General features: G+C 61.1%; 15 protein-coding genes. 7 read left to right on the forward strand and 8 right to left on the reverse strand.

Annotated features, from left to right (window positions below; all coding sequences use genetic code 11):
• The first annotated feature begins 12 nt into the window (after nt 1–12).
• Nucleotides 13–1572: a radical SAM protein gene (locus tag VJ464_26890; GenBank protein HKQ08778.1), complete on the forward strand. Its 1560-nt coding sequence runs from the start codon at nt 13–15 to the stop codon at nt 1570–1572.
• 164 nt (nt 1573–1736) lie between these two features.
• Here the strand turns inward: VJ464_26890 and VJ464_26895 are convergent, their stop codons facing one another.
• The gene (locus tag VJ464_26895) at nt 1737–3365 is read right to left on the reverse strand and encodes a SagB/ThcOx family dehydrogenase (GenBank protein ID HKQ08779.1); all 1629 of its coding nucleotides are present in this window, start codon (nt 3363–3365) and stop codon (nt 1737–1739) included.
• Nucleotides 3366–3449: 84 nt separating this feature from the next.
• Between VJ464_26895 and VJ464_26900 the strand changes: the two genes are divergently transcribed.
• Entirely contained in the window at nt 3450–3875 is a 426-nt protein-coding gene (locus tag VJ464_26900; GenBank protein ID HKQ08780.1) for a hypothetical protein, read from the forward strand.
• A gap of 222 nt (nt 3876–4097) precedes the next feature.
• Here VJ464_26900 and VJ464_26905 read toward each other — a convergent pair whose 3' ends face one another.
• From VJ464_26905 to VJ464_26925, 5 genes are all read right to left on the reverse strand, one after another.
• Complete coding sequence (locus VJ464_26905; protein ID HKQ08781.1) at nt 4098–4778, reverse strand: Crp/Fnr family transcriptional regulator; 681 nt, start codon at nt 4776–4778, stop codon at nt 4098–4100.
• 90 nt (nt 4779–4868) lie between these two features.
• Nucleotides 4869–5663: a Crp/Fnr family transcriptional regulator gene (locus tag VJ464_26910; protein HKQ08782.1), complete on the reverse strand. Its 795-nt coding sequence runs from the start codon at nt 5661–5663 to the stop codon at nt 4869–4871.
• A 249-nt stretch (nt 5664–5912) separates the two neighbouring features.
• Nucleotides 5913–7142 carry a class I SAM-dependent RNA methyltransferase gene (locus VJ464_26915; protein ID HKQ08783.1) on the reverse strand — a complete coding sequence of 410 codons (1230 nt, stop codon included), beginning with the start codon at nt 7140–7142 and terminating at the stop codon, nt 5913–5915.
• Between the two features lie 65 nt (nt 7143–7207).
• Nucleotides 7208–7993, reverse strand: a complete 786-nt coding sequence (locus VJ464_26920) for a hypothetical protein (GenBank protein ID HKQ08784.1) — start codon at nt 7991–7993, stop codon at nt 7208–7210.
• A gap of 33 nt (nt 7994–8026) precedes the next feature.
• The gene (locus VJ464_26925) at nt 8027–9184 is read right to left on the reverse strand and encodes a pyridoxal phosphate-dependent aminotransferase (GenBank protein HKQ08785.1); all 1158 of its coding nucleotides are present in this window, start codon (nt 9182–9184) and stop codon (nt 8027–8029) included.
• 491 nt (nt 9185–9675) lie between these two features.
• On the opposite strand from VJ464_26925, the gene VJ464_26930 reads away from it, so the two are divergent.
• From VJ464_26930 to VJ464_26950, 5 genes are all read left to right on the forward strand, one after another.
• The gene (locus VJ464_26930) at nt 9676–11319 is read left to right on the forward strand and encodes a diguanylate cyclase (protein HKQ08786.1); all 1644 of its coding nucleotides are present in this window, start codon (nt 9676–9678) and stop codon (nt 11317–11319) included.
• A gap of 20 nt (nt 11320–11339) precedes the next feature.
• Entirely contained in the window at nt 11340–13658 is a 2319-nt protein-coding gene (locus VJ464_26935) for an ATP-binding protein (GenBank protein ID HKQ08787.1), read from the forward strand.
• Between the two features lie 141 nt (nt 13659–13799).
• Nucleotides 13800–14168 carry an STAS domain-containing protein gene (locus VJ464_26940; protein HKQ08788.1) on the forward strand — a complete coding sequence of 123 codons (369 nt, stop codon included), beginning with the start codon at nt 13800–13802 and terminating at the stop codon, nt 14166–14168.
• 57 nt (nt 14169–14225) lie between these two features.
• Nucleotides 14226–15473: an HD domain-containing phosphohydrolase gene (locus tag VJ464_26945; GenBank protein HKQ08789.1), complete on the forward strand. Its 1248-nt coding sequence runs from the start codon at nt 14226–14228 to the stop codon at nt 15471–15473.
• 60 nt (nt 15474–15533) lie between these two features.
• A complete protein-coding gene (locus VJ464_26950; GenBank protein HKQ08790.1) occupies nt 15534–17480 on the forward strand; it encodes an ATP-binding protein in 1947 nt (648 codons plus the stop codon).
• Nucleotides 17481–17611: 131 nt separating this feature from the next.
• Here VJ464_26950 and VJ464_26955 read toward each other — a convergent pair whose 3' ends face one another.
• Together VJ464_26955 and VJ464_26960 are read right to left on the reverse strand one after the other, a co-directional pair.
• A complete protein-coding gene (locus VJ464_26955; GenBank protein HKQ08791.1) occupies nt 17612–18004 on the reverse strand; it encodes a hypothetical protein in 393 nt (130 codons plus the stop codon).
• A 110-nt stretch (nt 18005–18114) separates the two neighbouring features.
• Nucleotides 18115–21027 carry a UPF0182 family protein gene (locus tag VJ464_26960; GenBank protein HKQ08792.1) on the reverse strand — a complete coding sequence of 971 codons (2913 nt, stop codon included), beginning with the start codon at nt 21025–21027 and terminating at the stop codon, nt 18115–18117.
• Nucleotides 21028–21085: the final 58 nt, after the last annotated feature.

Genomic DNA, 21085 nt, shown 5'->3' on the forward strand with positions numbered 1-21085 from the left:
AGAAAGGCTACGATGAGAATCTTACTTTTCAATCCCGACAATGGCGTGACGCGCAACTTCATGCCGCACCTTTGGATGTTCCTGCTCCAGGCGCTGACGCCGCCCGAGCACGAGGTCTTGCTGATCGATGGCAACGCGCAACGCATGGATGAAGAGGGCATCGCGCGATTCGTGCGCGAGCAGCAGATCGGCCTGGTCGGCATCGGCGCCATGACGCGGATGATCCAGAAAGCCTATCGAATGGCCGATGCGATTCGCGCCACAGGCGTGCCTGTCGTGATGGGCGGGCCCCATGTGACCGAAGTGCCGGATGAAGCGCTCGGGCGCAATGGCGGGCCGCGCCATGCCGACGCGGTGGCCCTCGGTGAAGCCGACGAGACCTGGCCGCAGATCGTTACGGATGCCGCACGCGGCCAGCTCAAAGAGGTCTATGCGCCGGTTGATGAAACGGGCAAGGAGCGCAAGCCCAGCCTCCAGCCTTATCCGACGATCCCCTGGGAGACAATGGATCTGAATCAGTTCAATCTCGTTCCCAAAGTCTTCGCGCCTCTTCTCAAGCGTCTGGCCGGAGGGTGGGGAACCTTCAGCTTGATTCCGATTGAATCCGGGCGCGGCTGCCCATATGGCTGTGAGTTTTGTACGGTGACCGGCTTTTTCGGCGATTCGATCCGCTTTCGCTCAAACGAAAGCGTCGTCGAGGAAATGCTGCGGCTGAAAGCCCGCGCTCGCCGTGAAGGCGGGCAGATTGCCGTCTTCTTCATTGATGACAATTTCGCCATCAACATCAAGCGCACCAAGTCGCTGCTGCGCGACATTATCGCCGCCGGCGCGCAGATGAACTGGGTGGCGCAGATCAGCGCCAACCTGCTGCGCGACGAAGAACTGGTTGACCTGATCGCGGCGTCGGGCGGCAAGTGGATATTCATCGGCATGGAATCGATAGACACGGCCAATCTCGCCATTGCCAACAAAGGCTTCAACAAGCCGGACGAATATAAAGCCGTGCTCGAACGGCTGGCGCGGCGAGATATTCACGCCATCACCTCGTTTATCTTTGGCATGGATAATGACAGGCCGGGAGCCGCCGACCGGACGCTTGAGCAGATTCGCCATTGGCCGCCGGGATTGCCGGTGTTTGGCACACTCATCCCCTTTCCTTCGACGCCGCTTTACAAGCGGTTAGAAGTGGCAGGACGATTGACGCGGCCCCTGCACTGGCTGGACTTCCAACCTTACAAGATGGCGCATACGCCGCTGAAGATGAGCATCGAGCAGACGCACGCGGAAGTGAATCACGCCTGGTCGAGTTCCTACAGCCCCGAGGCCATCGCCGCAGCGGTAGACTCAATCAGCGACAAGCCGCTCGGCCATCGCGTCAATATTTTTATTGCGCGCCTGTGTTTTCGCGGCATCTACTTCCCACAGATGGGCAAGCTCGCCTGGATCAAAGTGATTGCGCAAAACCGGCGGACCATTTTTAAGCTCGTCGGCGAAGGGTTAAGGATCAATCGCAAGAAGCGCGACTGGCCTGAAGTCGCTGAACAGACCGTCGACCTTGAGAGGACCGGTTAATGCGGCGTTGGCTCAACAGAATTGGCGGCGCATGCTTCCTTCTTCCCAGCCTATTGCAACGATTGAACAATACCAGGGTGCCTCTCTGACGCTGCCTCCATCATCGATTTCCATGATGGCTGGGAAATGGCGCTTGGCCGGCGCTTGGATTATCAATTGCAGATTCACTCCTCTTCAGTCAGCCGATGGTCTGCTACTGCGCCGCCGACCGTGAAATGGTAGAGGTCCTGGTATTTGCGGCCCTTGAGGCCAAGTATTTCGTGCATCGGATCGTCGAAGTAGCAGCCGATGCCGGTGCTGCGGATGCCTGCCGCTTCAGCTTCCAGATAAAGCACCTGGCCGATGACCCCGGCTTCCCAAAAGAGACGAGGATAAAACCACGCGCCGTAGCGTTGCATCGCCCCCTCAAATTCAGCAATCATGCCGAGGCTGAAACAACCATCCCTGGCGATTGCCTGGAGGCAAGAAATCTGTCGGGCGGCCTCGCCTGCTTCGGTCTGGATGAGACAGTAAAGTTCGAGTTGCTCTGGACATCCTGGTGGCCGACGCCACTGATCAGCCTGAGTGAGCGCTGCTTCCAGCGCCTCTCTCTGTGTGGGGTCGCGCACCAGGAGGTAAAGTCCCGCCGGTAGATCATCCACGCGGTGAACAAAAATGGCCAGGTGAAGGCGAGGTTTCCAGGGAAGCGTGCTGAAGGGAAGAGAACCGGGGACTGCCAGAGTTCTTCGCAGGATGCGATAGAACGTCTCGCGCGAGATTCGCGTCTGTCCGTCCATTGCCACAGCACTGCGGCGCTGACGAATCATCTGGCGCAGAGAAACTGGGCGAACTTCCAATGACTCCGGCTCGGGCGGCCTTTGAGTGCTCTCATACTGACCCGCGCCACGCGGCTTGCGAGCCGCTTCCGCTATCTCACCCATGCCCCATTCCACGTGGGCCTTACTCAGTTGATTGGGTCTGCCCCGCCAGTCGAGAGATTCGAAAGCCCGAACGGCGTCTTCGGGCAGACCGGTTTCAGTGGTCTCGGCTACAAAGGGACCAACCGCCATCAGCACGTCCGGTTCTTCCGCTTCGGCGTCGTGAGCAAGAAATGTGCCTGTGAGTAGCGCCAGCTCATCCCTACCCAGGTTGTCGAGAATCCTTGTCTGCCAGCCCAGCCCGGCGGCAGCGACGCTCATCGCGCCGATGGCGTGGCCCACATCATGCTGGCAGTAGCGATAGGCGCGGTGGCCGTACTTCCATGCCTCTCGCCAGTGAATGGACGTGAGCCCGATCAACAGCGTGTCCTTTGGCAGTCGCCCACAAAGCCTTTCCCACACCCCTGACGCAAACTCTGCGCGCTGCTCCAACCCATGTTCTTTCGGCGCATAATGGCAGACCGTGGCGTTATCTGATAGCCCCGGCAGGGGGCCGCAGATCAAGTAGCCCTCGGTCGGGTGGAGATTTCCACTCGACGGATTGACCCGCAGCGCCCAACTGATATCACCGGCGCGCTTCCATGCCGAGATTGCCAGGCTGTCGAAGAAAAGCTGAGAAACGCTGCGCACGCTCACCGCTGCTGGCCGCACCCGGCCCGGAGCAAAGGCCTCATCGTACAGCGGCTCATCCGCCGGCGGGATTTTCTCCAGAGCGATTAGCGGCGCGCCCTCATACCGGCGAAAGGGATTCGGCTGATTGGCCCAATCCATGTAGCCCAGGCTCGCGGCGTAGCGGTGCGGGTAATGCTTGGTTGCCTGGTGATACTCAAAAACCTGCTGAAGCGCGTCTGCCTTGTTGCTAGAGATTCGTTTCATGCGGATGCGGCTAACTATAGCATGATCGGCGGCGCTGAGAGACTCCGGCAACGAGCGCTGCCGCGCCGCAAGTCTTAAAAGCCCATGCCGCCATCCATTTTGAGTCGCCTTTCAGCGCCGCCCATAGAGGATCAATTGCGGTCGGCTTCGGCCCCAATTATCCCTGCCATACCAGAATTCGACACTGCGAATTCTGCGCTCGTCCCCCGGCAGGTCAATTGCCCTCGTCGTCCTGCCGTTGCGGATTCGCTCTCGAACCTGAACCTCGGTGTCGGCGCCGTTCTCGAAGTGCACCACGACGCGCTGGACCTCAATGTCCCCACCCTGAACAAAAAACCGGATCGCTCGGAACCGTCCGCGGGCATTCACACGAATGGTGTCATGATCTTGCCGGCCATCGACACGCGAATCTCCGAGGCGTTCCCACCGGCCATCATCTCGCCGATACCTATCGTCTCGATCACGCCTCTGGGCATCTACGCCGAGACCGAAGCTCAAGACGAGCAATAACGAAATGAGCAAACGAATTGATTTCATCAAGGTCATTCTTTTCATTTTTTCTCCCGACTTGCTGGTCAAAGGCGCGAAGTCGCCTCAACCTGAACATGCTGCTGTTTGAGATGATAAGCCCACCGCGCGGTGGGCTTCTGTCCAATATTAAACAATCGTGTGAAGATAATTGCGAATGCTGGTAAGCATGATTGGCCGCTGGCCGGCGACTGACCCACAACGCTAGGCGATATGAGCCAGATAATCTGTGAATTTCTTCTCTTTGATGATGAGGAAGTGCTCGTCGCTCGTCTCGATCAGCCCGAGGTTGCGAAAGCGCTGCATAAAAACACTGATCCGTGATCGCGTCGTGCCGACCATCTTAGACAATTCTTCCTGGCTAATCTTGTGTTCGATGCGTAAGCGATCAGGGCCTTGATTGCCGAGGCTGCGGGCCAGTTGTAATAGGGTCTTGCCGAGGCGCTGTTCGCTGTCTACGGTCACCAGATGAGCGATCACCTGCTGTTGTTCAGCAATCCGCATGGCGAGGTAGCGGACAAATCCCTCAAGCAGCGAAGCACTACCCAGCAGCGAAAAGAACTTCGAGGCAGGGACGACTTTTAAGTTGGTCTCTTCCATGGCCGTCGCGGTCTCAATCCGTTCGCCCAACCCTGACAGGCTCAACTCGCCGAACACCTCGCCGGCCCCGTGGACGGCAAAGATGCACTCTCTTCCTTCAAGTGAAACCATGACGAGTTTGACCTGGCCGCTTTCAATGAAGTAGACCGTGTCGCCCGGTTCCCCACAGGTGTAGACGTTTTCATGTTTGGCGACCTTGCTTGGGCGCGCGTCCCGGAGGTCGCGACGCAAGCAATCGCGCAATTGTTGAATGAAGCGGTCAGCCTGAGGAGTCTCTTGAATCATTGGCCTCTAACCGGTTGATGCTACCGAATACATGGACAGCGGACTCCCTCAGTATATAACGAGATTGATTGGATCGCCATCAGCCCCGGCCTACCGATTCGCTCGCTTGCATTGGTACGTCGTCCCCGTATGGCGCTTAACACGACCCGATAAAATCCTGTCATCATCTTCTCCTTGATGGGGATTCAGCTGGCATGCAGCGGACTGGACAATGGACGCCAGGTAAGTCATCAGCTTGTGCTCCTTGATGATGAGATGGTGCTCGGTGGTCATCTCAATGAGGCCGAGGTTGCGAAAGCGCTGCATAAAGACGCTGACGCGCGGCCTCGTCGTGCCGACCATCGAGGCCAGTTCTTCGTGTGAGATTCTCAGCTCGATGCGGATGCTGCGCGGGTCTTTCAAACCGTGCTTTCTGGCGATTTGCAACAGCGTCTGCCCGAGCCGCTGCTCGCTATCGACGGTCACCAAGTTGGCGATGACCTCCTGCTGGTCGGCGACGCGCACCGTCAGGTATTTGATGAAGCCTTCCAGCAGAGAGTCTTTGGCCAGCCGCTCAAGGAACTGGTCGCAGTGGACCCGTTTCAAAACCGTGTCTTCCATGGCGGTCGCCCTTTCCAGCCGCCCCTTCAGTCCCGATAGGCACAACTCACCGAAAATATCCCCTGTGCCGTGGATCGCCAGCATGCACTCTTTGCCTTCCGACGAGACCATGACGAGTTTGACCTTGCCGCTTTCGATGAAGTAGATCATCTCGACTGCCTCGCCGACCGTGTAGACGTAGTCGTTTTTGGCAATATTGATCGCGCTGGAGTTGCGCGTCTCACGCCGCAAAGAGTCGCGCATCTGTTCCTGGAATAGAATCGTGTTGGGATTATGCTCGATCATAGGCAGGGTCTCCGCTTCGGATGTTGTTTAGGTAAAAATCACCAATTATCTTCTCCAATAATAGTTTATGCTCAATCGCGAATGATTGCCGTGCAATATTGGACAGTAACCCCCTCGGCACGGGTGATTGCTTAGCCTCCGATAGTTCAAGAGAAGCAGTCGTTATAGTAAATATTTTTTCGCGGGAACTTCTGTCGTTTTTCGCAAGGACTTTTATGAATCCGCAAGGGCTTTTGTAATTGGCATGATCTACCGGGTCAGGTGGGCAACCGTCTCGACATGATAAGTCTGCGGGAAGAGGTCAACGCCGGTGACGCGGTCGAGCCTGTAGCCGGCATCAAGCAGACGGCGCAGATCGCGCGCCAGCGTCGGCGGGTCGCACGAGACATAAACGACGCGCGCCGGCTCTAAGGCGATGATGCCTGCGAGCGCGGCGGCGGCTCCCGCGCGCGGCGGGTCGAGCACCAACAATTCAACCGGCTCACTCGCGGTGGTTCGCGGCGCTGTGAAATCAGCGAGCCATTGCTCGACGCGGGTATGCCGCAACTCGACATTGGCGGTCTGGTTGGCCGCGATGTTCTGCCGCGCAAAGCGTACCGCTTCCAGGTCGGATTCGACACTGATGACGCGGTTGAAGCGCCGCGCCAGCGGCAAGCTGAACAGCCCGACACCGGCATAAAGATCGACCGCTACACTACCCGCATAATCATCCAGCGCCTCGCCGGTCAGCGCCTCAAGCAACAGCGCATTGCCTTGAAAGAAAGTCGTCGGGCTGAACTTGTAGGTCAGATCATGGATCGTGCGAGTGATTGTCCCTGAAGGCAGGCCGCTCACCGCCGGCGCGATGGCAATGCCGTTGTCGCCCGCGGCCATCTCGACTTCACGCAAGCGTGAAAGATCGGCGCGCGCCGCGCCTGTCGAATCACTCGCCGCCTCGCGCAACTGAGAAAGCGCGGCGTCGAGTTCCGGCACCAGCACAGGGCAACTGGCAATATCGCGAACCGCGCTTGAGGCCGAACGATTGAAGCCGATGCGTAGCGGTTGATCCGCCGTTGACCTGTCGCTTGCGAGCTTGACCTGGGCGCGTGCGCGGTAGCCGGTCTCGGCGGCGTGCAACACGGCAATCTCTTGCGGCCAACTGATCTTGCCGATGCGCGTCAGCGCGTCACGAATGAAGCCGGATTTCGCCGCGAGCTGTGCGTCATAGGTTAAGTGCTGAAGCTGGCAGCCGCCGCATTCGCCAAAGTAGGCGCACAAGGGCGCGCGGCGTTCCGCTGACGGTTCAATGATCGAGTCAACGACAGCGCGGGCATAGTTCTTCTTGCGCTCGACGACGCGCACGCGCAAACGCTCGCCGGGCGCGGCCAGTGGGACGAAGATCGTCAAGCCCTCGTGATGCGCGATGGCGTCGCCGCCATAGGCGAGACGTTCGGTGGTCACCTCAATGTGGTCGTCCAGTTTGAGCGATTGCGTAGTCACTCTTCCACCATAACAGCTAGCCGGCGACGGTGGAAAGAGACGCGGGGGGCGCGGCGAGAGAAGGCTCAGAGATAAAAGAGGCTCAGGCGCGGCAGGCCGTTGCTTTCGCGGAGGCGGCGGGCGACGAAGTTTTCGAGCGTCTGCTCGTAGATGGCTTTGTCCATCTTCTTGCGATAAGCCTGTAACTGCGCCTCGGCTTCTTCGCGCAGGTGGGCGAAGTCGTCATCGCCGAGGGCACGGCGCGCGCTCGCCAGCAACATCCGATCAATGGCGTCAAGGTCGTGCTCGATGGCTTCGGCATTGGCGCGGGTTGCCTGCTCGATGGTCGCGCGAATCTCTGCGAGCCGCGCCCGCGCCCGCTCGATGGCGCTGTCGACTTCGCCGCGCTTACTCTCCTGAGCGAGCGCCGCCGCGGCGCGCAACTCCGCGTCCGAGCGCGACAGGAAATCGAGCAGCACAGGCTTCGGAAATGGCTCGACCGTTTGCCGCTCGGCCGCGGCGGTTGCCGGCTCTTCTATCTCTGTGAGGCTGCCAGGAGGCGCGCCGCCGACCTGCGCCAAGCGGTATTCGGCGAACGAGGCTTCGACTTCCTGCTGGCAGTAGAAGATGGAATTAACCTTGCGGTACTTGCGCGCGCGGGCGTCGTAGGAGTCGAAGGATTTATTGATCGCCCGCAAGACGACGTGCAGCGGGATGCCGGCGATCTTCCAGCTTTCAATCAGCGCCCAGTCGAGCGGCGAGACCAGCATCGGCTTGCCGCGGCGGCGCACGAACTCCTCTTCGACTTCGGTGAAGTAGTTGAAGTAATTCAGCCGGTCAGCGCCGCCGGCTTGCTCTACTGTATCGTCCAAGGTTCTTCGGCCCGCTGTCGGTTGATCTGCCAATCAGGATAGCGCCTTGACCAGTCGCTCTGCCGCCGCTTCCAGCATCGCGTCTTCGCGCGCAAAGCACCAGCGCATATAAACGTCCTGCTCCGGCTCGTCCATAAAGGCGCTGCCGGGGACGCCGGCGACGCCCGCTTGAATCAGCCGCTCATTCAACTCGACGGCATCGGTGAAGCGTTCGGGAATGCGCGCCCAGGTGTAGAAGCTGGAACGCGACGGGTAGATTTGAAAGCCCACCCGTTCGAGCGCCGCATTCAAAGTGGCGCGCTTGCGGGCGAAGTCTACCCTGAGGCGGTCGTAATAGCTTGTGTCTTTGACCAGCACACGCGAGAGCGCGTGTTGCAGCGGCGTCGGCGTGCAGACGTAGTAAAGATTGCCGAGCGGCCCAAGCTGGCTGGCCAGCTCGCCCGGCCCATAGGCATAGCCCAATCGCCAGCCCGATATCGCCCACGATTTTGAAAACGAGCTGATCGTCACCGTGTGCGGCGCGGCTTCCGGTACGCTGGCCGTGGCCACATGATCGTCGGCTTCGAGCGTGAAATGTTCATAGACCTCGTCGGACAGAATCAGCAGGTTCAACTCTTCGGCAATCTGACCGATGCCGCGCAGCTCGTCGCGCGTCATGACGCGGCCCGTCGGGTTGGCGGGCGAGCAGACAATGATGGCTTTCAACGGAAATTCAGCGCGCCGGGCGGCGTCGCGGCAGACGCGGCGCAGCTCGTCGAGGTCAAGCTCTAGCCGGTCGCCGCGCAGCTTGAAGACATCGACCCGCCCGCCGGCGCTTTCGACCGTGCGCTTGTGATAAGGGTAGTAGGGCTCGAAGACCAGCGCCGCTTTGCCGCGCAGGAACGTGTGCGCGAAGGCCACCAGGCCGCCGGTCGCGCCCGGCGTGATCATCAATTCGAGCGGGCGCTTGTCGGGGTCTACGGTGACGCCGTTGAGCTGTTGCAGCTTGGTGGCGACGGCGCGGCGCAAGCTGTCGGTGCCTTCAAAAAAGCTGTAATGGTTGAGACCTTCGCTGATGACGTCTTTGGCGGCTTGCTCAAGGTCCGGGTGCAGGCGAACTTCGTTCTGTCCCTGCACGAGATTGCCGCTCGCGGGCACGAGGCGCGTGATCGCGCGGATGTCGGGCTGTGGGCGTTTTGTTCTTGTTTGCAAATCAAACCTCCCCTCAATCGTTTCCTCGATGGATGGTAAAAGCCGGCCTGCGGCCTGTCAAGCAAACCATCCCGGCGACTGGAGGGAAAAGTGGCGGAAGCGAATCGCTCCCCTGGCCACTAGTGGCTCTGCATTTTTGCCTTTTGCCGCCGCGCGCGTCAGCGCATCACAGGCCATCACACGCCTTTTGCCTATTGCCTTTACCTTACCCCGTATGGGGCAGGGAAGTTTCTATTGAAAAAGCCCTGGCGGCTGTGTTACTTTGCAAAAGGGGTCAAAACAAGCAGAGGTATTTGATTCCCGTGCGATCAGTTATCATGCGTTCGAGTTTGCTCGTCATCCTTTATTCATAAGCAGACAAGCCCTGCTTTGCAGTCCGCAGTCGAAAGTCCCATCTCGCCGGCTCAGGCGCAGGAACGTATGAGCCGTTCGATGGCGCATACCTGCGTTATCCAGAATGTAAAGCAGTTGTTGTTGAAAGGTCTGGACGCTTGACCAGAGAATCCGCAAAGCCAACCGTCGCGGCCAGAGACGAGTCTGTCTCTGACAATGCCCTGGTTGTGTGGCTGCGTCTGCAACGTTCGCTGGCCGAGAAGAACGGCGTTGCGCTTGTCACCTTGAGCCAGGATGGCGCCGCCATCGGGCGCATCGAAAACGACAACAGCATCTGCAAGGCGATGCGTGTCGCGCCCGATTACGCGCCGTTGTGCCAGGCCGATTGCGGCAACGCCTATGACCAGGCGCTGGCCAGCGGCGAGCTAACCGAATACACCTGCCATGCCGGGTTGCACTGCTTCGCCATGCCGGTTTCCATCGGCAAGCGCCAGCTGGTAATTCTCGGTGGGCGCGCCTTCAGCTCGACCGCCGAGTACATGCGCTTCCTGGGCGATTACGACGACCTGCCGGGGGTCAACAGCGGCGAGTGCCTGAAAAATGTCAAGTTTCTCGACACCCGCGACCTCAAGCAGGCCGCCGAGATTGTGGAGTCGACGGCCTCGTATCACTTCCACAACGCGCCGCGCGCCGAAGCGCCCGCCGCCGCAGGCCCGCAGACCTCGCCCGAATTACTCGACGCGCATCTGGAAATCATCCGGCTGACCGACCAGCTTGAAACGCGCAAGCGCGCCATCGGCCAGTTCTATAACTTCCTGCGCGGCGTCGCGGCGTCGCTCGACTCCGGCAAAGTCTACCAGAGCGTGCTTGCCAAGTTCAGCGAGATGCTCAAGGCCGAGCGCAGCTCGCTGATGATTCTCAACGAGGAATCGAACGAGCTTGCCCTGGAAGCGGCTCTGGGAGCCGAGCATACGTTGATGCCCGTGCGCATCAAGCTCGGCGAAGGGGTCGCCGGCGCGGTGCTGGCTTCGGGGCTGCCGCTGGTGGTGCGCGACGTCGAGACCGACGCCCGCCTGCCGCAAACGCGCGCCGGCCATTATCGCAGCAAATCCTTCATCAGCTACCCGATCACCCTGGGCTCCCGCAAGGTCGGCGTCATCAACCTGACGGAGCGCCGCGACGGCCTGCCCTACGACGACGAGGACCTGAGCATCCTTGAGTTGATGTCGCCGCACCTGGCCTTGATCATTGATCGCACCGAGTGGCACCGCAAGGCCGAGGCCTATCAGCGCATGTCGCTCACAGACCCGCTCACGGGCTTGCCGAACCGCCGCTACCTGAGCGACCGCCTGTTCGAAGAGGTCGAACGCTCGAAGCGCTACGACACGCCGCTGTCGTTCATGATTATTGACGTAGACCACTTCAAGTCTTATAACGACCTGTACGGTCACACGAACGCCGACCTGGTGTTGATCCAGACGGCGCAGTTGTTGCGCACACTGGTGCGCGCCATCGATATGTCTGCGCGCTTTGCCGGCGATGAGTTCTGCATCATCCTGCCGGAGACCGAGCCGGAAACCGCCGTGCGCGTCGCTGAGCGACTGCGCGCCGCCGTCAGCGAGACCGTTTACTGCGCTGAAAGCGGTGAGCGCATGGGCCGCGTGACCTTGAGCATTGGCGTCTCTTCTTTCAGCCCCGCAAGACAAAGCCCCCTGGCCATTATCGAAGCGGCCGATCGCGCCCTCTATCAGGCAAAGATGCGCGGTCGTAACTGCGTTGCCGTTTACGACGCGGCAGATTGAGCGACGGTCAGCGGAGACGGATGAACCACCGCGACGCGAAACAGGTCATGAGTCGGCTTGCCGACGGCGAATTCTTCGACCGCGAGGCCGAGCTTGAGCGCTTGCTGGCGCTCGGCCGCCGGCGGCCCGCGCTGCGCCCGCCGGCGGCCGAAAACGACGCCGACGCCCAGCCGACCGCAAGCCGCGAAACCATGCGCGGGCGGCCCGTTGCGAATGCCTTGCTGCTTGGCGCGCCGCGCGTCGGCAAGTCCGAGCTGCTGCGCAAAGCCTATGACCGCTTGTTCAGCGAAGCCATCGAGACCGTGCCAATCTATTACGCGCTCAAGCCTTACAGTCTGGACGGCGAGCGCCTGGCGCGCGATTTCTTCGCGCAGTTCATCGCCCAGTTCATCGCCTTCCGCCGCCACGATCCACGCCTGATCGAAGCCGCGAGCGAGCCGCTGGCGGTGATTACCCGCGCCGCGCCGCCGGAAGATTACATCTGGGTGCGGGCCATGGTTGACGCCTTCAACCGCGCCATGGCGACTGGCGATCCGTCGTTGATGCTGCGCTCGGCTTTGCAATCGCCGCCAGTCGTCGCGGCCCGCGCCCAGCTCTCGCCGTTCGTGATGCTCGACAATTTTCATCTGCTGACCGACGCTCCCATGATCCGCGCCGAGCTGGTGCGCGCCCTGACCGCGGAGCAGGCGGGGCCGGCAGCGCCCGCTTACCTGCTCTGCGGGTTGCGGCGCGTGATGACAAATTTGATACCGCCCGACGAAGAGCTTTACCGCCGCCTTGAGCTGCTCACCATCGAAGCGATGGACGACGAGCCGATGGAAAAGCTGATCCGCGCCATGGCCGTGGCGCTCGATGTCGAGGTTAGCGATTCGACCGTCGAATTGATGATTCAACAGCTCGGTCATGACCTTTTTTACATTCGCGCCGTGCTGGACGCCGCGGCGGCGCGCGGCGCGAGTCTCAGGACGTTCATGGAGTTCGAGCGCGTCTACACGGACGAAGTCCTCGGCGGGCGCATCAATCATTACTTGTGCGCCCTGCTCCGCGATGTCGCGCCAAGCTCGCGCCAGCAACGCGCAGCCATCGAAGCGCTCAACCTGACGCTCGAAAGCAGCGAGGCGTTGCCGATTGACGCGGTGGTCGAGCGCATGGGCGAAGAGATCAATGAAGCCGAATCATTGTTGGCGCAGCTCCACATGCGCGAGTTTCTGGAGATCAGCTACGGGTTCCTGCGCGCCGCCGATGACACGGTGCTCGCAGACTTTGTGCGCTCGAAATACCGCAACGAGATCGCCGGCGCCCGCCGCCCCGTGGCTGGCGAAACGCTGCTCGGCGAAAAGCTCAAGCATTCTTACCGCCTGATGATGTCGCGCTATCACCGCGCCGTCGAGTCGCAGTTGATCGAGCTGCTGTCGCGCTTCGATTTCCAGAGCGTGCCGGCGAGCCTGTTCGACCTGGCGCAGTACGAAAAGCAATTCCGTGGGATGAGCCGTGTGCAGGTGCGGCGCGCGCTTGACGACGACACCGAGCGCGTTCGCCTGCCGCAGATTGTTCTGGTCAATGATAATGGCGCCGGCGAAAAGCCCGGCATCGGCTGGCGGCTGTTTGCCGCGAGCGGCTTTGAAGGCGGCATCTACAGCGATGCCAATGAAGTCGTCTGGCTGATTGCCCTGATCAATTCGAAGGAGCCGCTTGATGTCGAAACGCTCAACCACATAGACCAGCGGCTCGAAGCCGCCGCGCGCCTGGCGGGTGACCGCGCCGCGCCGCGCATGGTGCGCTGGTACATCAGCAAAGAAGGCTTCTCGGCGGTCGCCTCTGAGCGGCTGGTGACGTTGCGGGCGCACCGCTCGACCTTCAGCCAGCTCGACCTGATCGAAGATTGTCTGGTGAAATTCGCCACCGGCGGCCATCAGCGCCCCGCCAGCGAGTTCGAGCTAATCATTCCTATCGAAGGCGAGGCCGAGCTGATTGCCGCGCGCACGGTCGAACAAATTGCCCGCGCCGCCGACTTCGATCAGGAATCGATCAACCAGATCAAGACCGCCTTGATCGAAGCCTGCATCAACGCCGCCGAGCACTCGGATTCGCCCGACCGCCGCATCTATCAGCGGTTTGCAGTTGACGAGGATCGGCTTATAATCACCGTGTCCAATAAAGGCAAAACCTTCGGCGCAAACGACGCATCAGCCCCCGCGATGCCAGTTTCGCCCGCCGCCCGCAAGCGCGGTCGCGGCTTGCAGATCATCCGCTCCTTGATGGATGAAGTCCACTTCGAGCGCGCCGACGACGGCGCCAGCCTGGTGATGACCAAATACCTGAAACGCCCCGAAGAGTAGGCAGGACAACAGAAGGTGACGAGTAACAGGTGACAAGTGACAAGACGTTGTCACTCCGCTTCCGGGTAAGAACGCCCGGGCGCAGTTCTTCTTGTCACTTGTCCCCTGTCACTTGTCACTCCTGAAGCCTTGGGGGAAGCCATGAATACCACAGACATTCGTATGCGGCGCGTCGAAGGCGCTGCCGTCCTTTATCCCGGCGCTTACCTGAATCAGTTGCGCGGCGAGAGCATCGAGCGGTGCTGCCTGGAACTGCTCGATGCCGGCGTGCGCCACATCGTCATCAACTTTGCCGAGACCGAATTGATTAACAGCATCGGCATCTCCATCCTGCTCGGCGTCATCGAGGTAGTCAACGACGCCCGCGGCATGCTGGTGCTTGCCAGTTTGAGCCCGTCGAACCGCGAGCTGTTCGAGATGCTCGGTCTGGCGTCGCACATTCAGATCGCTGACAGCGAAGAATCCGCGTTAGCCAATCTGCATGGCGAGCTGCAAAGCGCGGCGGTCTGAACTGCCGCGACCGCGACGCACTTCGCTCACCTCTAACGAACCAAGGAGATTGCACCCATGAGTTTGACCATGCGAAAGATGCTGCACAACTTCGGCGCCCTGGCCGAGCTGGGCACAGAGATCAGCTCGACGCACGACTTTGACGAAGTCGTGCGCGCCTCGCTGCATATGCTGTTGGGCACGCTGGCCATCCCGCGCGGCGCCATTGCCCGCTACAGCCACGAGCCGCATCAACTGAAAGTCGTCGCCGCCAAAGGCTTACAAAAGGCCGTCGGCCAGAAGATCACCCTGGATCACGAAGAGGTCGCGCAACTGACCGGGCATAGCGTGCCGGTCAACTTAGAGGCCGAGCAGAATGGCCTGTCCGCGTTCGTCCACCGCAACAGCGACGTCTTCAAGCGCCTGCGCGCGCATACGACGGTGCCGATGGTGGCGCGCGGCGAGCTGATGGGCATGATCTTTCTTTCCGAAAAGTTCACCCGCGAAGACTACGACGCCGAAGATGTCGAGATCATCAACACCATCACCCGCCACATCGCCATCGCTTTTTACAACCACCGGCTGATGGTCTCGCTGCGCCGCAAGGCCGAAGAGAATCAGCGGCTCTACCGCGAGATGCACGAGATTTATCGCGACACGGTCAAGGCGTTCGGCGCGGCGATTGATTTGAAGGACGCCTACACCAGCGGCCACTCGGAGCGCGTCGGGCGTTACTGCGAAGCCATCGCCCGCGAGCTGGGGATGGCGGGCCGACAGCTCGATTACATCACCGTCGCCGGCTACCTGCACGACATCGGCAAGATCACGGTTGATCGCTCGATCATCAACAACCCGCGCCCGCTGACCGAGCGCGAGTTCAAAGAGTTGAACAAGCACGCCGCCACCGGCTTTGAAATCCTCTCGCACATTCGCCACCCGTGGGACGAGATCGCCCAGATGGCCGGGTCGCACCACGAGAAGGTTGACGGCACAGGCTATCCGCGGGGTCTGAGCGGCGAGCAGATTCCGCTGGGGGCGCGCATTGTCACGCTGGCCGATTCGTTCGACGCGATGATGACCGACCGGCCTTACCGGGCGCGGCTGCCATTGGATCGGGCGCTCGCCGACCTGTCGCGCAACACCGGCACACAGTTTTGCGCCACGGTGGCCGCGGCGTTCTGCCGCTTGTTGCTGAAAGAGATTACCGGCGCGACCCGCGAGCGCGTCTTCCTGCCGGTGATCGGCATCAAATTCGACCGTCCCGCCATCATCGCTACGCTGAGCGAGATGATCCTTGAATTCGAAGCCCAGCCGCTCGCCAGTTGAAGCGGTCTGCTGGAATCAGGGCCGGCAAACGGTGTAGAGTTTGGGTTCAAGGAATTACGGATGAACAAGAAGCTGCGATCAGTCACGTTGCGCTACGTGCTGCCGGTGGTGGCATTCGCGGCCCTGCTGCTGTTCTTTCTTGGTCTCAAGCGCTGGTTCGCCCTGGCGATTGATCCGACCATCCTGATTATCGCCTTGCTGATTGCCAGCGCCTGGTACGGTGGGAAAGGCTCTGGCCTGTTGGTGGGCATCGCTTTCGAAGTGGCGATTGATTATTTCTCTCTTGCCACCCAGCCCTTTACCTGGCGATACGCCGTCACCATGGTCAATCGCATGGTGCTTTTTGCGGCGCTCGCCTTCTTCACCGGCTCGCGCCGCAGCGCCGAGCGGCGTTTGCGCGATCAGCGCGAGTACCTGCGCGTGTCGCTGGCGAGCATCGGTGACGCCGTGATCGCGACCGACATGAATGGCGCGGTCACTTTTATCAACCCGACCGCCGAAGCGCTCACCGGCTGGACGGCGGCAGAGGCGACCGGTCAGCCGCTCCATGAAGTTCTCCGCATCGTCAGCGAAGAGGCGCGCGGGCCGGTCGAAAGTCCTTTTGCCGCCATCCAGCGGGAAGGCAAAGTCGTCGGGCTAGCCAATCATACGCTGCTGATTGCCAGGGATGGCCGCGAGATTCCCATCGAAGACAGCGGCGCGCCGATCAAAGACCCGACCGGCCAGATGATCGGCGTCATCATTGTCTTTCATGACGTCAGCGAGCGCCGCCTGGCTGAAAAAGAACGCGAACAGCTCTTGCGGCGCGAGCAGACGGCGCGTGGCGAGGCCGAGGCGGCGAATCGTTTGAAGGATGAATTCCTGGCGACCGTGTCGCACGAGCTGCGCACGCCGCTCAACGCCATTCTCGGCTGGGCCAGCCTGTTGAGCCGCCGCTCGCTCGATGACCAGACGACGCGCAATGCGGCATCCGTCATCGAGCGCAACGCGCAAGGGCAGGCCAGAATCATTGAAGACATCCTCGATGTCTCGCGCATCATCACCGGCAAGCTGCGCATCGAGCCGGAAGCCGTCGAGCTGGCGCCCATCATTGACGCGGCTATCGATACGAACAGCCCGGCGGCGACCGCCAAAGCGATTACGATTGTGACGGCGCTCGACCGCGATGCCGATATTGTCCTGGGTGATGCCGACCGCTTACAGCAGATCGTCTGGAACCTGATATCAAACGCCATCAAATTCACGCCGGAGAATGGGCGGATTGAAGTCGAGCTGAAGCGGGTTGACGCGCAGGTCGAGATTCGCGTCAGCGACAGCGGCATCGGCATTGACCCGCGGTTTTTGCCTTATGTGTTTGACCGCTTCCGCCAGGCCGATTCATCGACGACGCGCGAGCATGGCGGGCTCGGCCTGGGGCTGGCGATTGTTCGGCACCTGACCGAGCTGCATGGCGGCACGGTGACGGCGGACAGTCTGGGCCGTGGGCGCGGCGCGGTCTTCACTGTGCGCCTGCCGCTGGCCGATGTCCGTGTCGCGCCGGCGCTCGCGCCACAGGCTGCTTCAACCTCCGGGGATCGAACGGCAGCGGCGAGCGCACTTCTGGCCGGCGCGGCGGACCTGGGCGGGCTGCGCGTGCTGGTGGTCGATGATGACCCCGACACGCGCGAGATTCTTCGCCTGGTGCTGAGCGAATCTGGCGCCGAAGTCCACGCCGCCGGCACCAGTTCGGAAGCCCTGGGCGCTTTCCGCGACTGGAAGCCGCACGTCTTGATCTCTGACCTCGGGATGCCTGGCGAGGACGGCTTTGCGTTGATCAAAAAGGTGCGCACGCTGGCGCCGGAAGAGGGCGGCAATATCCCCGCGGCGGCGTTGACCGCGTATGCCAGGGAAGAGGACAGCCTGCGGGCGCGCTCCGCCGGCTATCAAATCCACATCTCAAAGCCGGTTGATCCCACCCGACTGGTCGCCGTCGTCGCTGGTCTGGCCCGCCACGCCGGCAAAGCGTAAACCGGCGGCTGCGCAGCCGGCGTGATGAAAGACCAGCGCCAGAGGAACAGAGACTCCTAGGCTTCCGGCCTTGAATGACTCCCTGCCTTTTCCGCGCGACCGGAACCGTTGCAATCTCCATCGGCCAAAGCTTACTCAGACACGTATTCCCGCATCTGATCGAAGCGCGGCGTCAGCGTGCCGACCTCACAGTTGCCTGCGCTGAAGGTGTAGGTCGTCTCGAAATCCTCGTAGCTCCGCGCCCGCCAAAGACGGCCATCCGGGTCGATCACCAGTGAATGGCCGACTCCGCCCCGAAATATTCGCGAACCCTCTGTCCCTGTGTAGACCTTGCAGGTCCAGGGACGTTCTTCTGGATGGGCAGCCATGTAGCTCTCGATTTCGCGGACCAGTCGCTCGAAAAGCCGGGCGCGGTCTCTGGCTGCTGCCCTGAGCGTTTCGCGGATGGCGCGACTTAACATCGCCTCGGCCGGGGAGGAGACGACACCCGACTGGAGATCGGAGGTTTGAATCATCGGTTGCATGCGCGGCTGCCCTTGATGAAGTTATGTGTTGCCCGTTGAACAGAGAGATGACTAACTCTGAATTTGGCATCGCCACGGTTGGCTTTGCCTGCTCGCCGCAGGCGGGCGGATCATTGCCCGCCGCGACGGCGATTCAACTCATTGATCGCCTGCTCTAACTGGTCGAGCTTTTCGCCGGCCTCGCGGTGCTTGCCTTCGGCGGTCAACCGTTTGTACTCCGTGAATAGCTGTGCGGCTTGCTGAATCAAGCGCCCGTCATCGGCGCTCGGCGCGGGTGCGGTCGGCGCGGGTGCGGTCGGCGCTTGCGGCTTGCCTGCCTGTTGTTGTTGCGCGGATGCCTGTGCCGTGGACGTTGGCGGGGCGGATGGTTTTGCTGACGGGCCGAGTTCGGGGAACAGGGCGCGCAGGGCTTCTTCAAAGGTTCGCCCATAAGCCAGCCGGTCTTGCGTCGCGATAGCGACTTGCCTTAGCTCCGGCAGCTTCGACTGCGTGCCCTCGGCCTGAAGGTAGAAGGCTTCGACGTAGAGCAGCGAATCGGCCAGCGGGATGACCAGCAGGTTGCCGCGCAACAGCTCTGAGCCGCGCTGGCTCCACAGCGTCATCAACTGCGAGAGCTGCGGGTCCTGGTTGATGCGGGCGCGAATCTGCGCAGGGCCATTGACGGTGACGTTCTTCGGGAAGCTGTAGACGACGACCCGGCCATAATTCGCGCCGTCGTTGCGCGCCGCCAGCCAGCCGATCATGTTGCTGCGCCCGCCCGACGGCGTGAACGGCAAGATGTTCAAGAACTCAAGCGAGGCATTGGCTTCGGCTGGCAAATCCATCAGCACGTGATAAGGCTGCATCGGCTCTGGCTCCTGGCCTTGCTTGATCGGCGTTTCCGATGCCGCCGTCGCCCACAGGTCTTCGTGATTGTAGAACGTCTGCGGGTTGGTCATGTGATAGAGCAGGTAAGCCTGCGCCTGCGCGTTGACCAGCAAGCTCGGGTAGCGGACGTGCGCCCGCAAGTCTTCGGGCATCTCATCGGCGGAGCGGAACAGTGCCGGGAAGATGCGCCGGTAAACTTGAATGATCGGGTCATCGGTCTCGAAGACGTAAAACGTCACTGCGCCATCATAGGCGTCAACGACCGCCTTGACCGAGTTGCGAATATAATTCACCCGGCGACCGCCGACATCATAGGCCGTACTGTAGGGGTAGCGGTCAGAGACGGTGAACCCGTCTACCATCCAGAAGAGCCGGCCTTCGTGGTTGATGACAATGTAAGGGTCGTCATCGAACATCAGGAAGGGCGCGACGCGCGCCACGCGGCTGCGCACCTCGCGGTGTAGCAGCACGCGGCTGTCGGCGTTGATGTAGTCGCTAAACAACAGGTTCGAGCCGTCGCCGAGATAGAGGCTCAACGCCAGCTTGCGAAAGAAGCCGCCGACCGGAATGCCGCCGTCGCCTTCATACATCGTGTAAGAATCGATGTCGCCGGGCGCCGGGTAGTTGAACTCGGGCTGCGTCCCCTGCTGGGCGCGCGTGCGGACGTAGACGTGCGCCGTGGTGTCTTCGCCGAAGTAGATTTCGGGGCGCGTGACTTTGACTTCCGGCGCGTCGCTTTCGACCGGCATGTTCTTTAGCACGAGATGCGGCTGGCCTTCTGGAGTGAACTCGTTGACCGTGTTCATGGTGACGCCGTAGCCGTGCGTGTAGACGAGGTGCTGATTGATCCAGTTGCGCGACTGTTCCGGCAACTGCTCGACGTTCATTTCGCGCGCCGCCAGCATCACCTGGCGCAGCTTGCCATTCACGACGTAGCGGTCAACGTCCGGCATGCGAAAATCATAATAGGTGCGTATCTCTTGAATCTGGCTGAGCGTCGCTTGCAGGGCGCGGCGATCCCACAAGCGGACGTTGTCGAGGGTTTCACCGCTGGCGCGAATCTGCTGCGCGGTGAGCGTCGCCGCCGGGGCGAAGGGGCGATCCTGTATGCGGTCGAGCGCGAAGGCTTCGCGGGTCTTGCTGATGTTGTGCTCGATGTAAGGCGATTCTTTCGCCAGCTCGTTCGGCTTCACCGAAAAGGATTGCACCGACTGCGGGATGATGCCGAGGCCGACAACGGCGACGACAACGACGAGCGCCGCGAGCCACCAGATCAGTCGCAACTGGCGCAAGGCGATGGCGTTGATGATGAGACCGATGGCCGAAAGTATCAGCAGGATCACCAGGACGTTCAGGGCTTTCAAGCGCACGTTGGCGTCCGTGTAGTTGATGCCTGTGAACAGGTCGTGCTGGTTGGCGAGCATCTCGAAGCGATCAAGGTAGGTGCTGGCGGCAAGGGCCAGCGCCGCAAACGCTCCGGCGGCGCTGACGGCAATCGTCGCCCGGCGGCGTGTCTGCGTTCGCGCCTCGTTACGCACGCGCTCCAGATACCAGACGTAAGCCGCCGCCGCCGCCGTCACCAGGAAGAGTAAGACGGCGAGCGTTTGCCACCAGCCGGCGAGCAGGTCATAGACCGGCAGGCGGAAGAGATAAAAGCTGGCGTCGCGGTTGAAGATGGGATCCGTAGCGCCCGCCGCTTGCGAATTCAAAAAGAGCGCGAACTCGGGCCACTCCTGGCTCATCTGAACGCCGGCCATCAGCCCGCCGCCGACCGACAGCAGCCAGATGCCGGGCCGGTAGATGAAGGGCAGGAAGTTGACTTCGCGAATGTCTTCGGCCGAGGCGATGCGTAGATGTGGCCGCTCGGTCAGCTCAGGAAAGAGGCGGCTCAAGAGCCAGAAGGCAAGCTTGATGACGACGAAGGTGACGGCGAAGAAGACGACGAACAGCAAAGCGCCGAGGCGGAACTTGTACCAGTAGACGCTCGAAAAGCCGATGGAGTTAAACCACAGCGCGTCGGTATAGATGCTGAGCAGTTTCGAGCCGGCCAGCAGCAGCGCGACGACGATGGCGGCCAGCACGATCAACCAGACGCGCCGCTTGCGGGGCGGGCCGACGTCAATCACCTTCTTGTTAAACAGCGAGTCGTCTTCCATAGCCGCCATCATAGTCCTGCCTTATGGGAAAGGCAAAGCGCGGCAGGTTGTAGGTCGC

Source organism: Blastocatellia bacterium, assembly GCA_035275065.1.
GTDB lineage: Bacteria > Acidobacteriota > Blastocatellia > UBA7656 > UBA7656 > DATENM01.